Here is a 13,709-nt window from a genome sequence, read left to right as displayed (position 1 = left end):
CTCCGATGAGTGAACTGTGGATCCAGCCGACCGGCGCCGCTCTTGCCGCAGACGTGCATGGCGTCGATCTTTCGAAGCCGGTCAGCGACGAGGTCTTTACCCGCATCGCCGAGGCGTGGGCCCAGCATCTGGTGCTGCGTTTTTCCGGCCAGAAGCTCGACGACCGGATGCTGATGGAATTCAGTGCCCGCTTCGGCGAGCTCGACCGCGTCCCGATCTCGGCGGCCAGTCTCGACCGTGCCGATTCGGATGTAGTGGCCGAGGCGCGCGAATGGGTGGCGGTGATCGCTAGCGTCAAGAAGGACGGCAAGGCGGTGGGCAGCCTCGGCAGCTACGAACTCGTCTGGCACACCGACATGTCCTACAACCCGCTGCCGCCGCGCGCCTCGCTGCTCTATGCGCTGGAGGTGCCAGCCGACGGCGGCAATACCGGCTTTCTCAACATGTACGCGGCCTACGAGACGCTGTCGCCCGAACTGAAGCGCGCGATCGAGGGCAAGACCTGCATCCACGATTCCAGCCGCAACTCGGCCGGCGAACTGCGCAAGGGATTCCAGCGCACGATCGACGTTCGCCACACGCCGGGCGCCGTGCACCCTCTCGTCCGCCTGCATCCCGTCACCGGCCGCAAGGCGCTGTTCCTCGGCCGCCGGCCGGGCGCCTACATCCACGGGCTCGAGGTCGAGGAAAGCGAGGCGCTTCTCGATGCGATCTGGGCACATGCCTCGCAGGAGAAGTTCGCCTGGTACCAGAAGTGGCGGGCCGGCGATCTGGTGATGTGGGACAATCGCTGCGTCATGCATCGCCGCGACGCCTTCGACGAGAGCCTGCGTCGCCTGATGCATCGCACGCAGATCGTCGGCGAGACCGTGCTGGCAGGCTGAACCTCATGCTTCGCGTTCTGCTGGCGTTGTTCCTTCTCGCCGTTCCCATTGCCGCGTCGGCGGCACCGGATGCTACGCAAACCGCCGCGATCTGCGGGCAACGCGCGAGTTGCAAGGTCGTGAAGACCTACGATGCGGGCAAGTCGCCGGGCGGCACGCCGCTCTCCGTCGTGGAAATACGACTCGGTCTGGCTGACAAGCCGAAGGACCAGGACGAAGGCTGCATCAACGGCAACGAGCGCGACGGCGGCCAGGAATACTGGCTATTGGAGGGCACGATGTCCCCCCAGAAAATCCTGCAGCTCTGCAACGATGGCTACGGCATGGCCGGTGTCGGCGAGGACGAAGTCGAGGTGGGTCCCAATCGCCTTGTCCATCACCAGTATGGTGGCTCATCATGGCGCTGGTCGATGGACGTGACCTATTCGCTGTCGCCCTTCCGTGCCGTGACCGAACAGGATTGCAGCTACCACAATGTCTCCGAGCAGAGCGGTACGCTGACCGACATCGATTATCGCACGCGGCTCGTGCGGGTGCTGGGCAAGGACAGCACGCAGCGCGACATCGGCATGGGATGCCCCCTGTGGCCCAAAGCGCCGGAGGCATTCGCCGCGAGGATCGACGCCGAGACGGTCGGCGCCTATCCGGTGGTGGCCCCGGCCCTTCCCGATCAGGCCACGATCCCGACCGGCACGGCACTCGGCAATTGTATCCCCGGCATGACGACCGCCGGCGACAACGGCTTCGTCATCTGGGGCAAGCTTGCCCCCGCAGAACAGACGGCCGAGATCCGGACGATCGGTGTCGGCAACAACACGCTGATCGTCCAGGTCTTCGATCCCGTTCCCGCCGCATCCCCTTCTGGCGGATCATGGATCCATCAGCCGCATCTTGAGATCTGGGTCGGCCAGAACGGCGAGGACATCAACACGATGCTGTCGCTCGGTCAGATGACCCAGATCGGCATCACGCTCGACGGCGCCGTTCATCGCGGCGTGGGCAAGACGAGCCCGCCGCCCACGGTCGAACACTGGACCGCCCGCGACGAGCGCGGCCGCCCGGTCACGGTCCTGCGCCTGGTCTGGCCGGAAGAGTACGCCCTCCTGAACGGCGTCACGGTGGTCTATTCGCAGGCCGAGGCCGGCAAACAGGCCCGCCTCGTCGCGACCGCCGGCTTCGCCAACAACCGGCCGATCTATGTGCCCGACATCCTGGCGCTCACGGGACGGCCCTCCACGTCCGACGGCGGGCTGTGCCGTGTTCGCGATGGGCTGTTGGTGGCGATCGAGTAGACCCTTGCCGCAGTCCGGTTATGGGGCGATCCGCCTCAGCTCTCCAGCATGATCGATCGATAGATCGCGGCCTTCTGCTTCACAGGGAGGCGATCGATGGCAGCGAACAGGCGTATCATCATATCGCACTGCTGGGCCTTCGAGAGGCTCTTCAGGTCCTGGAAAGCGCGCAGGTCGGCGTCGCTGAACGGTGGCTGCGCCAACGTGCGCGACTGCTCGTAGGCTGCGCCCAGCTCTTCCGCCGTCGGCATGGTGGTGGCGGGGTTGCTCGACTTGTAGGCGACGATCACGGCGCGCTGGCCGTCGGCGAGCGCGTTGTCGATCGCCGGATTGTTCGAGACGCGATTGACGCCGGTCATGGCGTAGTCGCCGCATGCATCGGGCGAGGCGTTCTTGAAGGCCTGCAGCGTCGGCGCCGTCCTGTCGCCCCAGGCAACGATCGCCTCGTCGGACCCCTTCACCGCGACCGGTACGATCTTCGCGCGAAAGACCGCCATGGTGGCCTTCGCGACGTCCTGGAGGGTCGAAGAATCGCGCATGTTCGCTCGATGCTCGCGGAGGACCGGCACGAGGTGCGCCCGAAGGTCCGGCTCGATGCTGGGGTCGAGCGCGAACATGTCCTTGACCGGCGGATAGCGCTTGAAGATTTCCTGGCGAATTTGCGACCAGGCGTAGTCGTCATTGCTGTTGAAGAAGTGCAGCTCGATAGCCGGCCTTGCGGCGATGGCGGCTCCACCCACGATCACCGCGGCGAGGGCCGCCAGCAGCGTGCGGTTCCTGCCCGTCCGGTTCTTCGTCAGAAACGCCACGATACCGGCGGCGGCAGCGGCGGCAGCCATCGTTACACCCAGAAAAACGAATTCCATCAGGCTCCTGCCTCTCGAATTGAGTCACGAACACCCCGCCTTCCTTTGCGTTAGCGCGACTGTTGCAGCGCGACAAGCATGGTGACGCGGCAAGTCGATACCGCTGCAAGATCGCGATTGGCCGATTGCGGACATTGCACGCACAACGTTGCAACTTCGCTCGCTCCGAGGGGGGTGAACCGAACGCAAGGCGGATCGTCCTGCCGTGCGGGAGCGAACCATGCCTCTCCATATGGAATCTTCGGCTCTCGACCGGATCGTCGTGATCGTCTCGCGCGGTCAGGAGACGGCTGACCAGATCATGAAGACGACCAAAGCCCTTATCGCGGCAAACGTGCCGGGCTATGGCAAGGTCATCAAGAGCATCCATGAAGCACGGCGTTGGTTGAACGAACAGCGGCACGGACGCGGCGACGGGCGGCGCCTGCACGACACACAGCTTCGCTGACGTCGTACAGGGCCGGTCGAAGTCCTGGGATCAAGTCTTCATGCCGCCCGGCATCTTCACCGCGCCTGCACGCCGCTGGGGCATGGGGTCCTCGAAGGCGCGCGGATACTTGTTCGGCTGGGCCGAGACCTTGTTCAGCTTCGCCAGCGCCTCCGTCGGAAGGCGCCAGCCGCCGGCCTTCAGCGTCTCGCCGAGCTGCTCGGCGTTGCGGGCGCCGACGATGGCGCTGGTCATGAAGGGCTGGTCCATCACCCAGCGCAGCGCTACTTCGGCCGGCGGCTTGCCGAGCTCCTTCGCCGTGTCGAGCAAGGTCTGCAGGATGTCGCCGTGGTTGGGCGCGAAGAACTTGCTCTGGAAGCCCCAGCCCTCGGCCGAGCGGCTGCCCTGCACCTTGAGATTGCCCGGCGTGTACTTGCCGGCGAGATAGCCGCTGCCGAGCGGCGACCAGGCCACGCAGCCCAGCCCCTTGAGCTGGATCACCGGCACGATCTCCTCGTCGATGTCGCGAACCACGAGGCTGTATTGCGGCTGGTACGCCGCGAACCGCTCCCAGCCCTTGGTGTCGCTGATCCACAGCGCTTCCATCAGGCGCCAGGCCTCGAAGTTGGAGCAGGCCGTGTAGAGGATCTTGCCGTCGCGCACGAGGTCGTCGAGCGCGCGCAGCATCTCCTCGAGCGGCGTGTGGTGGTCGACGTGATGGATGTAATAGACGTCGATATAGTCGGTCTGCAGCCGCTTCAGCGAGCCTTCGATCTGCTGCTTGATGTGCAGCCGCGACATGCCGGAATCGTTGGGTCGCCCACCCATCGGATTGAAGAATTTCGAGGCGATGATGGCCTCCTCGCGCCGACCCTTCAGCGCCACGCCCAGCATCGTCTCCGAGGTGCCGCCAACATAGGAGTTCGCGGTGTCGAAGAAGTTGACGCCGGCATCGAGCGCGGCGTTCACCATCTTCGTAGAGCCGTCCTGGTCCGCGCCGTTGCCGAAGGTCATCGTCCCGAGACAGATCTCGGAGACTTTCAGGCCGGCGCGGCCGAGATTGCGATAGTCCATATGGGAGTATCCTCGATTGGTTTCACCGATTGTGCCCCAGATGACGGTCCGCTGTGGACGGAAAAGCGGTCCGTGCCGCTCCTGCATAAAAGCCTGTTGACCCGGCCCTTGGGGCTGCCTTCATAAGGCTGCGATCGACGAATGAGGTGGATCGTGACTGTCTCCGGCGAATTCCTGAACGCATCCGATGCGGCGCGGCGTCTCGGCATCTCCGCCAAGGCGCTGCGGCTCTACGAGCAGCGCGGTCTGCTGGCGCCGCTGCGCTCGGACGCGGGTTGGCGAGCCTATGGTCAGAAGGACATGGAGCGCGCCTCCGAGATCGTGGCGCTGCGGGCACTGGGCTTCAGCCTCGCCCAGGTGGCGCGCGTGCTGACCGGCGATGCGCGCGGCCTCGAGCCAGCGCTCGCGGCCCATCAGGCGACTCTCGAAGGACGGCTGCGCGAGCTCGCCGATACGCTCGACAGGCTGCGGGCGCTGCGCAGCGATCTTGCGCGAGGTCGCGCACCGACGGCGGCCGAACTGGCGCGCCTGCTGGCGGCGACGCCGGGGCCAAGCCTCGCCTTCGATCTTCCCTGGCCATGGGGCGGCGAGCGCTTCGAACTGCGGGACGTGCGTCCCCTCACCTACATCACCGGCCCCCTGGGGAGCGGCAAGACGCGGCTGGCAATGCAGATCGCTGAAGCACTCGACGGTGTCTTCCTCGGACTCGATCGAGCGGCCGATCCGTCGCTGCAGCCCAAGATTGAACCGGCGGTAGCTTTGCTCGTGCAGGACGGCGCCATCGACTCGCCGTCGCTCCGGGCGCTTCTCACCGGGCTCGAAACACCGGGGCCGGTCGTCGTGGACCTGATCGAGCAAGGGCTCGACCGCGCCACGCAGGAGGCGCTGATCGCCCATCTGCGCCGCCGTGCACCGGGCGCGCCACCCCTCTTCGTGATGACCCGTTCCAGTTCGATCCTGGATCTCGATGCCGTCGGCCCGGACGAGACGATCCTCTTCTGCCCGGCTAATCACAGCCCACCGCTGCGCGTTGCGGCGCAGCCCGGCACGCCGGGCTACGAAGCGCTGGCCTCGTGCCTTGCGACGCCCGAAGTCAGGGCGCGCACGGAGGGCGTGGTCGCGATGCGGCCGCAGACTGTCTGACGGCCCCTAAAGGCCGAGCATCGCCTTTGCCAGCACGTTGCGCTGCACTTCCGACGAGCCGCCATAGATCGTGGTCTTGCGGGTGTTGAAGTAGCGCGGTGAAACGTCGTCGACATACTCGCCGCCCACCGGGACGATGTTGCTGTCGTAGTTGCGCAGCTCGGTGAAGGGCGTGCCGTACCAGCCGACCGCCTCGACCGCGAGTTCGGTCACCTTCTGGCCGACCTCGGTGCCGCGCATCTTCACGACCGAGCCCATGTTGCCGGGCGCGTCGCCGGTCTTGAGGCTCGAATAGAACATCAGCTCGTTCATCTCGACGGCGTCGATCTCCATTTCGACCGCGGCCATCTTCTCGCGCCAGTTCGGATTGGCCGACAGCGGCTCGCCACCGGTCATTTGTGTCTTCGAGAGTGTCTGGAGATGGCGGAACGCCTTGCGCAGGCGCGGTCCGAAGGCCTGGCCGCCGCGCTCGAACTCGAGCAGGTACTTGGCGTAGGTCCAGCCCTTGTTCTCCTCACCGACCAGGTTCTCGACCGGCACCTTCACGTCGCTGAAGAAGACCTGGTTGATCTCGTGGCGCATCGGCGTGCGCGTGCCGTCGACCATGTAGATCGGATCGAGCGTGATGCCCGGCGTCTTCATGTCGATCAGCAGGAAGGAGATGCCCTCCTGGCGCTTGCCCTCGTTCGAGGTGCGCACGAGGCAGAAGATCCAGTCGGCGAAATGGGCGTTGGTCGTCCAGATCTTCTGGCCGTTCACCACGTAATGGTCACCCTGCCGCTCCGCCTTGGTGCGCAAACTGGCGAGGTCGGAGCCCGAGCCCGGCTCGGAATAGCCCTGGCACCACAGCTCCTCGGCGGCGGCGATCTTGGGCAGGAAACGCTTCTTCTGCGCGTCGCTGCCGAACTTCATCAGGACCGGCGCGACCATCTTGATGCTGAAGGACGACAGGTAGGGCGAGTCGGCGCGCGCCATCTCCATCTCAAAGATGAACTTCTGCGTCGAGGTCCAGCCCGTGCCGCCATATTCCTTGGGCCAGTTGGGGCAGAGCCAGCCCTTGCCGGCCAGCTTCTTCTGCCACTGGACCAACCGCTCCTTGGAGACGTGGCTGGTGCGGCTGCGGCGGCTTTCCTCGGCCACTTCCGCCGGCATGTTGGCGCTGATCCAGTCGCGCACTTCCTGCTGGAAGGCCAGTTCCTGATCGTTGAAGGCTAGACGCATGGTTCCTCTCCTGACCCCTCCGCCCCTTCGGGGCACCTCCCCAATTGAATGGGGAGGTGGGTAAGCTTCATTGGTGCGTTGGCGACAGAGGGGTCAGAGCCCCAGCATCACCTTCGACATGATCCCGCGCTGCACTTCGGATGAGCCGCCGTAGATCGTCATCTTACGGCCGTTGAAGTAGCGCGGTGCCAGAACGTCGGCGCCCTCGGGGCCGATCGGTTCGACATTGGCGTTCCAGGCGCGCTGCTCGGGGAACGGCTGGCTGTAGTAACCCGCCGCCTCGACGGCGTATTCCTGAACCTGCTGCATCACCTCGGTGCCGCGCAGCTTGATCATCGACGAGAGCGGGCCCGGATTCTGGCCCGCCGCGAGCTTCGAGTAGAACTCCTGCTCGAACATCTCGAGGCCCGAGATCTCGATATCCATGCGGGCGAGCTTCTCGCGCCACGCCGCGTCGGCCATGATCGAGTCCTCGCCTTCCGGCATCGACTGCGCCAGACGCCTCAGTCGCTCGAAGCCCGAGCGCAGGCGCGGGCTGTAGGGATTGCCGCCACGCTCGAACTCGAGCAGGTACTTGGCGTAGGTCCAGCCCTTGTTCTCCTCGCCCACGCGATTCTCGACCGGCACCTTCACGTCGGTGAGGAACACCGAGTTCACTTCCTGCGTGCCGGCGCGGTTGCCGTCGGCGGTGATGATCGGCTCGACCGAGATGCCCGGCGTCTTCATGTCGATCAACAGGAAGGAGATACCTTCCTGCGGCTTGCCCTCGTTCGAGGTGCGCACCAGGCAGAAGATCCAGTCGGCGGTCTGCGCCAGCGTCGTCCAGGTCTTCTGACCGTTCACGATGTAGAAGTCGCCCTCACGCACTGCCTTGGTGCGGAGCGACGCGAGGTCGGAGCCCGAGCCCGGCTCGGAGTAGCCTTGGCACCAGATCAGGTCGGAGTTCAGCATCGGCGGCAGGTGGCGCGCCTTCTGCTCGGCCGAGCCATACTTCATGATCACCGGGGCGCACATCTTGGGACCGAACGGCGAGGTGCCCGGCGCGCCGGCCTTCGCCAGCTCCATCTCGAAGATGTACTTCTGCGTCGTGGTGAAGCCCGGGCCGCCGAATTCCTTCGGCCACCCGGTGCAGAGCCAGCCCTTCTTCGCCAGGCGCTTCTGCCAGTCGATCAGGCGCTCCTTCGGCAGATAGGCGTTCCGGCCGACCTTGATCTCGCCCACGATCTCGGGCGTCAGGTTCTCCTTCAGCCAGTCGCGCACTTCACTCTGGAAGGCGAGTTCTTCCTTGCCGAACGTCAGGTCCATTGGGGGCTCCTTTTAGGGTCCGGAAAGTACCGCGCCGGGTTCCGGCGCGTAAAGCGTGCGATACACTGTTCCGCAACGCGTGCAGTCCCCAGGAAGGTCGATGTCCCCACCCGTCCAGCCCGTCGTCAGCGACGAGAAGCTCCCGTCATCGGCCGAAATCGTGGTCATCGGCGCCGGTATCGCGGGCACGACCGCGGCCTACTGGCTCTCGAAGAAAGGTCACAAGGTCGCCCTGCTCGACAAGGGCGTGATCGGCGGCGAGCAGACCAGCCGGAACTGGGGCTGGTGCCGTCAGCAGCACCGCGACCTGCGCGAACTGCCGCTGGCCATGAAGAGCCTGGAAATCTGGGGCGATCTCTCTCGCGAACTGGGCGCCGAGACCGGTTTCCGCCGCACGGGGCTCCTCTATGTCACCACGCGCCGAGAAGATTTCGCGCAGTGGGAGGCGTGGACGCTCAAGGCGCGCGAATACCAGATGCACAGCCGCGTGCTGAGCGGCGCCGAAGCCAAGGAACTGACGCCCGGCAGCACCGGCAACTGGATCGGCGGGGTGCATTCTCCGACCGACGGGCGTGCGGAGCCTTCGCTGGCCGGCCCCGCCATCGCCGAGGGCGCGCGCAAGCTCGGCGCCACGCTTCACCAGAACTGCGCCGCGCGCGGCCTCGACATCGCGGGAGGCAAGGTCGCGGGCGTGATCACCGAACACGGCATCATCCGCACCCAGACCGTTCTGCTGGCCGGCGGCGCCTGGAGTTCCCTCTTCTGCCGGCGGCACGATCTGCGGCTGGCCCAGGCCGGCGTACGCTCGACCTCCTTCGCCACCACCGCGGCGCCCGAGGTGACGGATGGCGGCCTGTCGATGCCGGACGTCACGATCCGCCGCCGGCTCGATGGCGGCTACACAGTCGGACTGGGCGGGCGCGGCCTCGTCGAACTGTCGCCGCAGGGCCTGCTCTACGCCCGCCAGTTCTGGCCGACCTTCAAGAAGCGCCGTGCCGGCCTCACGTTTGGCATCGGCCGCTCCTTCCTCGAAGGGCCCGAATCATTCGCCAACTGGTCGTTCGACCTCGAATCGCCTTTCGAGCGCCAGCGCACGCTCGATCCCGCCGCCGATCCGGTGCTGGTCCAGCGCGGCCTCACGCGCCTCGGCGAGCACTATCCAGCGCTCAAGGGGCTGAAGGTGGCGCATGCCTGGGGCGGCATGATCGATTCGACGCCCGACGGCATTCCGGTGATCTCGGCGGTCGATCCCCTGCCCGGCCTCTTCCTCTCGACCGGCTACACCGGCCACGGTTTCGGCATCGGTCCCGGCGCCGGCAGACTCGCGGCCGACCTCATCGGCGGCGATCCGCCGATCGTCGATCCGAAGCCGTTCCGATACAGCCGCATGATCGACGGCACCGATCTCGGCGAACCGGGGATGATGTAGCCAGCGTCTACCGGCTCCTTAAGCTCTCCACATGGTGAGCCAGCTTCGCCAAGGTCTGGCCGCCATACTCCACCGCTCCGAAGCCGATTGCGCCTTTGCGTTGCTCCGCAGACGGATGCATCTGGCGCAGCGTGAGCGCGGTCTTGCCGTTTCTCTGCTCGTCGAAGGTCAGGAGCATCCTGAACTTGCCGGAATCGTCTTCCTCATCCGGCCCGTGCTCGACCTCGATGAGTGACGGCGCCTCCAGGCGGAGGAACACCATCCGGTTGCCGTAGCGCGTGCCATCGGGCGCGATCATGTCGAAACGCCAGACGCCGCCCGGCCTGATATCGATCTCCCTGGTCTCGATCGCAAAGCCTTCAGGACCGAACCACACCTGAATTTGCTCCGGGTCGGTCCAGGCGGCGTAGACGAGGCTGCGGGGTGCATCGATCACGCGTCCCAGGACGATTTCGCGGTCGAGAGGCCAGTCCTGCCAGGGCGAAGCGGCGTTGGAGGTGCTCATGGTCCTAGTTCTTCCTCTTCATGCGCATGATGTGGGCCTCCATACGGTCGAGGCGTCTCTCCCACGTGGAAACATGCTGGTGGATCCAGGCTTCAGTGGCCTGGAGCGCGTGCGGCTCGATCCTGCAGGTTCGGACGCGCCCGGTTTTCTCGGAGCTGACGAGCCCGCTCTGTTCGAGCACATGCACGTGCTTAAGCAACGACGGCAGCGCCATCTCGAACGGCTCGGAAAGTTCGCTGACGGATTTCGGCCCGTCACACAGCAGGCTGACGATCGCCCGCCGGGTCGGATCCGCGAGGGCTGAAAAGGCCCTGTCCAGGTCTGTTGAATACTTAGCCATAAAGGAAAGTATTGATCGACGCGTGATGCCGATCAAGGAAAACTTTCAGTATTGGCTAACTATTCCGAGGGGCCTAATACGTCGTCCCGGTCGGCCCGTAGCCCGTGATCTGCAGCACGACCGGTGTGTCGCGCGTCTCGGCGAAGTGCGGATCGGACGGCGGTTCGGTGTAGAAGCTGCCGGGCGGCAGTGCCTTCAGCGCGGCGGCGTCGAACACCTTGCCGTAGCCGAAGTACCAGGTGCCGGAGATCACCGTGCCGATGCGGTCGTCGGGATGGGTATGCGCGGCGATCCGCGTGTTGGCCGGAATGCGCAGCATGATCGTGTAGAGGCCGGGCTTGGTCGGATCGCCCTTGAGCACGATCGTCTGGATCGCGGCGATGCCCGACGTTCCTGCCCCGGCCGAAGCGGCGCTCGAAAAGTCGAATTCGGCGGGCGGCTTACGCTGCTGGGTCGGCGGATCGGCCAGCGCGGCCGTCGCCACCAGCGTCAGCAGTGTGGCGAGAACGGCGCGCTTCATACGCCGAGGAACTTCGCCACGAGGGCGACGGTCGCCTCGGGGTTCTCTTCCATGATCCAGTGGCCGGCGTTGGGTACGATCCCTTCGGTGACGTCGCTGGCGGCGAAGCGCATGACCGCCGCCATCGTCGGGCCGAACGACTTCTCGCCGCCCAGCGCCAGCACCGGCATCGCGAGCTTGGTCTCGGCGAAGCGCTTGTTGTCGATCTCGTCCTGGGCGAAGGCCGCGAACTGGGCGAAGCCGGCGCGCATGCCGCCGGGCTGGGCGTAGCGCGCGGCATAGAATTCGCGCGCCGCCTCGCCGAACTTGGCGGGATCGGCGGAAAATTCATTCCAGAAGCGATCGAGGTAGATGCGTTCCCGCCCCGCCACCAGACGCTCCGCGTCGGGACCGCGGAAATTGAAGTGCCAGAGCAGCGGACTGCGCAGGATCTGCTCCCACGGGCCGATGCCGGGCAGCGGCGCGTCGATCACGACGAGCTTCTCGACGTCGTTGCGGTACTGCGCGGCATAGGCATAGGCGACCATGTTGCCGATGTCGTGCGCCACGATCGCGGCGCGGCCGGCGCCGAGCGTCTGGAGGACGGTCCGGATGTCCTGCGCTTGCGTCGCCTTGTCATAACCCGTGTCGGGCTTGGACGAGAGGCCAAGCCCGCGCAGGTCGGGCGCAATCACGGTTCGCTTTGCCATGAGAGCAGAGGCCATTGGCCCCCACATCTCGCTGGTCTCGCCATAGCCGTGGAGCAGCAGGACCGCAGGTCCCTTGCCGCCTACCCAGACATGGATGTCTGCACCCTTCGTCGCAATCTGCTGCGCACGAAACCCGGCCGGCAGCGCCGGTACGCTCGATTCAGTCATGAAACCGATTTGCGCTCGTCACGTGCCGATGTCGAGCGACAATCGGGTTTCAGGCGACCTTCTTGCCGAGATGCGGGAACATCGCGAGCTTCGCCGCCTCGTCCATCTCCGTCTTGAAAGTGTGCCGGTCCTTCAGAGCAAGTGCACGGACCGCAGCCGGTCGCGCGCTGATCTCGGCGAGATGGCGTTGCAGGTTGGGAAACTGCTTGGGTGCCTCGGGGCCCAGCACGAACGGGATCAGCCTCGACCAGCCCCACACCGCCATGTCGACGATGCTGTAGTCGCCGCACATGAATTGCTGCTTGCCGAGACGAGCTTCCAGGATGCCCCAGTGGCGCTGCGCCTCGAAGGTGTAGCGGTTGACGGCGTACTCCTTGGGCTCGGGTGCGAAGTTGCGGAAGTGCACGGACTGGCCGGAGTAAGGGCCGATGCCCGACGCCACGAACATCAGCCACGACAGCATCTCGCCGCGATTGGCCGGCAGGAATTTGTCAGTCTTCTCGGCGAGGTAGAGCAGGATCGCGTTGCTGTCGAACACGGTCTGGCCCTCGTCGACGATGGCCGGAACCTTGGCGTTGGGATTGATCGCCAGGAATGCCGGCGCGTGCTGCTCGCCCTTGCGCGTGTCGACCGGGACCAGCTCGTACTGCAGGCCCATCTCTTCGAGGCAGAGCGCGACCTTGGTCGGGTTCGGCGCGGTGTTCCAATAGAACTTGATCATGATTTCCTCCGTCGTTCGCGATGCCGGGCGCTATTCCGGCTTGGCGCCGGACTGCTTGATGATGGGATCCCAGAAGGCCATCTGGTCGTCGTAGAACTTCTTGGCCTGCTCGGGCGTCGAATCGACCAGCTCGATGGCCAGCTCGTCGGCCTTCTTGATCATGTCGGGCTGCTTCAGGGCCTGGTTGAAGGCGGCATTCAGCTTGTCGATGATCGGGCGCGGCGTCTTGGCCGGCGCATAGACCGCGTACCAGGTGTTGATGGCGTAATCGAAGCCGGTCGACTCCTTGATCGTCGGCACGTCGGGAAGCTGCGGCAGGCGCTTGTCGGACGCGACGCCCAGCACCCTCACCTTGCCGCCATCGATGAAGCCCTTGCTCGACTGCAGCGTGTCGATCTGGAAGCCGTGGCGGCCGGCGATCATGTCGACCATGCCGGGCGCCGAGCCGCGATACGGCACATGCAGCGCATCGCCGCCGGCCCGGCTGGCGAACAGGTAGCTCGCGAGATGGATCATCCCGCCATTGCCCGACGAGGCGTAGGAATACTTGCCGGGATCCTTGCGCAGCATGCTGACCAGTTCCGGCGTGGTCTTGGCGCCATCCATCGGTGCCAGCAGGATCAGCGGCACGCTCGCGACATAGGCGATCGCCGCCAGCCCGTTCACCGGATCGTAGCCCAGCGTCTTGCCATAGAGCGCCGGCGCCATCGCCATGGTCGAGGCGCTGAAGCAGATCGTGTAGCCGTCGGGCTTGGCGTCGGCGACCATGGCCGTGCCGATATTGCCGGTGGCACCTGGCTTGTTCTCGACCACGACCTGCTGGCCCAGGATCTCAGAGACGCGCGGCGCCAGCAGGCGGCCCACAACGTCGGTCGGCCCGCCTGCGGCGAACGGAATGACCATGCGGATCGGCTTGTCGGGGTATCCGGCTTGCGCGAAAGCCTGCGGAGCGGCGGCGAGTGCGGCGGCGCCGGCCAGAGCGGCGCGGCGGCCCAGTACGATGGCCATCTGTTTCCTTCCTGTTCGTGGTCGTTTCATTGGTTGGCGACTTTCCGCATTCTATGTGTTGGCGGCTTCAGGGAAACCGCAATTGGAGCCCGAGAGCCGCTACGTGAGATCATCTTC

Annotated in this window: 15 protein-coding genes; 5 read left to right on the top strand and 10 right to left on the bottom strand. The window is 65.6% G+C overall.

Annotated elements, in window-relative coordinates; translation table 11 throughout:
• The first annotated feature begins 5 nt into the window (after nt 1-5).
• Nucleotides 6-884, top strand: coding sequence for a TauD/TfdA dioxygenase family protein (locus AC1RP5_RS11055; protein ID WP_493110690.1), 879 nt, complete (start codon nt 6-8; stop codon nt 882-884).
• Between the two features lie 5 nt (nt 885-889).
• Nucleotides 890-2,176 carry a hypothetical protein gene (locus AC1RP5_RS11050; protein ID WP_493110689.1) on the top strand — a complete coding sequence of 429 codons (1,287 nt, stop codon included), beginning with the start codon at nt 890-892 and terminating at the stop codon, nt 2,174-2,176.
• A 35-nt stretch (nt 2,177-2,211) separates the two neighbouring features.
• Here the strand turns inward: AC1RP5_RS11050 and AC1RP5_RS11045 are convergent, their stop codons facing one another.
• Nucleotides 2,212-3,042: a hypothetical protein gene (locus tag AC1RP5_RS11045; RefSeq protein WP_493110688.1), complete on the bottom strand. Its 831-nt coding sequence runs from the start codon at nt 3,040-3,042 to the stop codon at nt 2,212-2,214.
• Nucleotides 3,043-3,262: 220 nt separating this feature from the next.
• Between AC1RP5_RS11045 and AC1RP5_RS11040 the strand changes: the two genes are divergently transcribed.
• Nucleotides 3,263-3,490 (top strand): hypothetical protein, encoded by a 228-nt coding sequence (locus AC1RP5_RS11040; protein WP_493110687.1) that lies wholly within the window; start codon nt 3,263-3,265, stop codon nt 3,488-3,490.
• A 30-nt stretch (nt 3,491-3,520) separates the two neighbouring features.
• On the opposite strand, the gene AC1RP5_RS11035 is transcribed toward AC1RP5_RS11040, so the two are convergent.
• Nucleotides 3,521-4,543, bottom strand: coding sequence for an aldo/keto reductase (locus AC1RP5_RS11035; protein WP_493110686.1), 1,023 nt, complete (start codon nt 4,541-4,543; stop codon nt 3,521-3,523).
• Between the two features lie 153 nt (nt 4,544-4,696).
• Between AC1RP5_RS11035 and AC1RP5_RS11030 the strand changes: the two genes are divergently transcribed.
• A complete protein-coding gene (locus AC1RP5_RS11030) occupies nt 4,697-5,686 on the top strand; it encodes a MerR family transcriptional regulator (RefSeq protein ID WP_493110685.1) in 990 nt (329 codons plus the stop codon).
• A 6-nt stretch (nt 5,687-5,692) separates the two neighbouring features.
• On the opposite strand, the gene AC1RP5_RS11025 is transcribed toward AC1RP5_RS11030, so the two are convergent.
• Nucleotides 5,693-6,907 carry an acyl-CoA dehydrogenase family protein gene (locus tag AC1RP5_RS11025; RefSeq protein ID WP_493110684.1) on the bottom strand — a complete coding sequence of 405 codons (1,215 nt, stop codon included), beginning with the start codon at nt 6,905-6,907 and terminating at the stop codon, nt 5,693-5,695.
• A 93-nt stretch (nt 6,908-7,000) separates the two neighbouring features.
• Nucleotides 7,001-8,212 (bottom strand): acyl-CoA dehydrogenase family protein, encoded by a 1,212-nt coding sequence (locus tag AC1RP5_RS11020; protein WP_493110683.1) that lies wholly within the window; start codon nt 8,210-8,212, stop codon nt 7,001-7,003.
• Nucleotides 8,213-8,312: 100 nt separating this feature from the next.
• On the opposite strand from AC1RP5_RS11020, the gene AC1RP5_RS11015 reads away from it, so the two are divergent.
• Entirely contained in the window at nt 8,313-9,641 is a 1,329-nt protein-coding gene (locus AC1RP5_RS11015; RefSeq protein ID WP_493110682.1) for an NAD(P)/FAD-dependent oxidoreductase, read from the top strand.
• 7 nt (nt 9,642-9,648) lie between these two features.
• On the opposite strand, the gene AC1RP5_RS11010 is transcribed toward AC1RP5_RS11015, so the two are convergent.
• From AC1RP5_RS11010 to AC1RP5_RS10985, 6 genes are read right to left on the bottom strand one after another with little or no spacing between them, the layout of a single operon-like run.
• Nucleotides 9,649-10,146 carry an SRPBCC family protein gene (locus AC1RP5_RS11010; RefSeq protein ID WP_493110681.1) on the bottom strand — a complete coding sequence of 166 codons (498 nt, stop codon included), beginning with the start codon at nt 10,144-10,146 and terminating at the stop codon, nt 9,649-9,651.
• A 4-nt stretch (nt 10,147-10,150) separates the two neighbouring features.
• On the bottom strand, nt 10,151-10,522 hold the full coding sequence (locus tag AC1RP5_RS11005) for an ArsR/SmtB family transcription factor (RefSeq protein ID WP_493110680.1): 372 nt from the start codon (nt 10,520-10,522) through the stop codon (nt 10,151-10,153).
• 37 nt (nt 10,523-10,559) lie between these two features.
• Nucleotides 10,560-11,006: a cupin domain-containing protein gene (locus AC1RP5_RS11000; protein ID WP_493110679.1), complete on the bottom strand. Its 447-nt coding sequence runs from the start codon at nt 11,004-11,006 to the stop codon at nt 10,560-10,562.
• Nucleotides 11,003-11,863: an alpha/beta fold hydrolase gene (locus tag AC1RP5_RS10995; RefSeq protein ID WP_493110678.1), complete on the bottom strand. Its 861-nt coding sequence runs from the start codon at nt 11,861-11,863 to the stop codon at nt 11,003-11,005. Before AC1RP5_RS10995 ends, AC1RP5_RS11000 begins: the two co-directional genes overlap by 4 nt.
• 49 nt (nt 11,864-11,912) lie before the next feature.
• Complete coding sequence (locus AC1RP5_RS10990; protein WP_493110677.1) at nt 11,913-12,584, bottom strand: glutathione S-transferase family protein; 672 nt, start codon at nt 12,582-12,584, stop codon at nt 11,913-11,915.
• 30 nt (nt 12,585-12,614) lie between these two features.
• The gene (locus AC1RP5_RS10985; protein ID WP_493110676.1) at nt 12,615-13,592 is read right to left on the bottom strand and encodes a Bug family tripartite tricarboxylate transporter substrate binding protein; all 978 of its coding nucleotides are present in this window, start codon (nt 13,590-13,592) and stop codon (nt 12,615-12,617) included.
• Nucleotides 13,593-13,709: the final 117 nt, after the last annotated feature.

Source organism: Reyranella sp. GW821-FHT12G01, assembly GCF_058806575.1.
The sequence above is the reverse complement of the archived record's forward strand: the minus strand, read 5'-3'. Positions and strand labels throughout refer to the sequence as shown.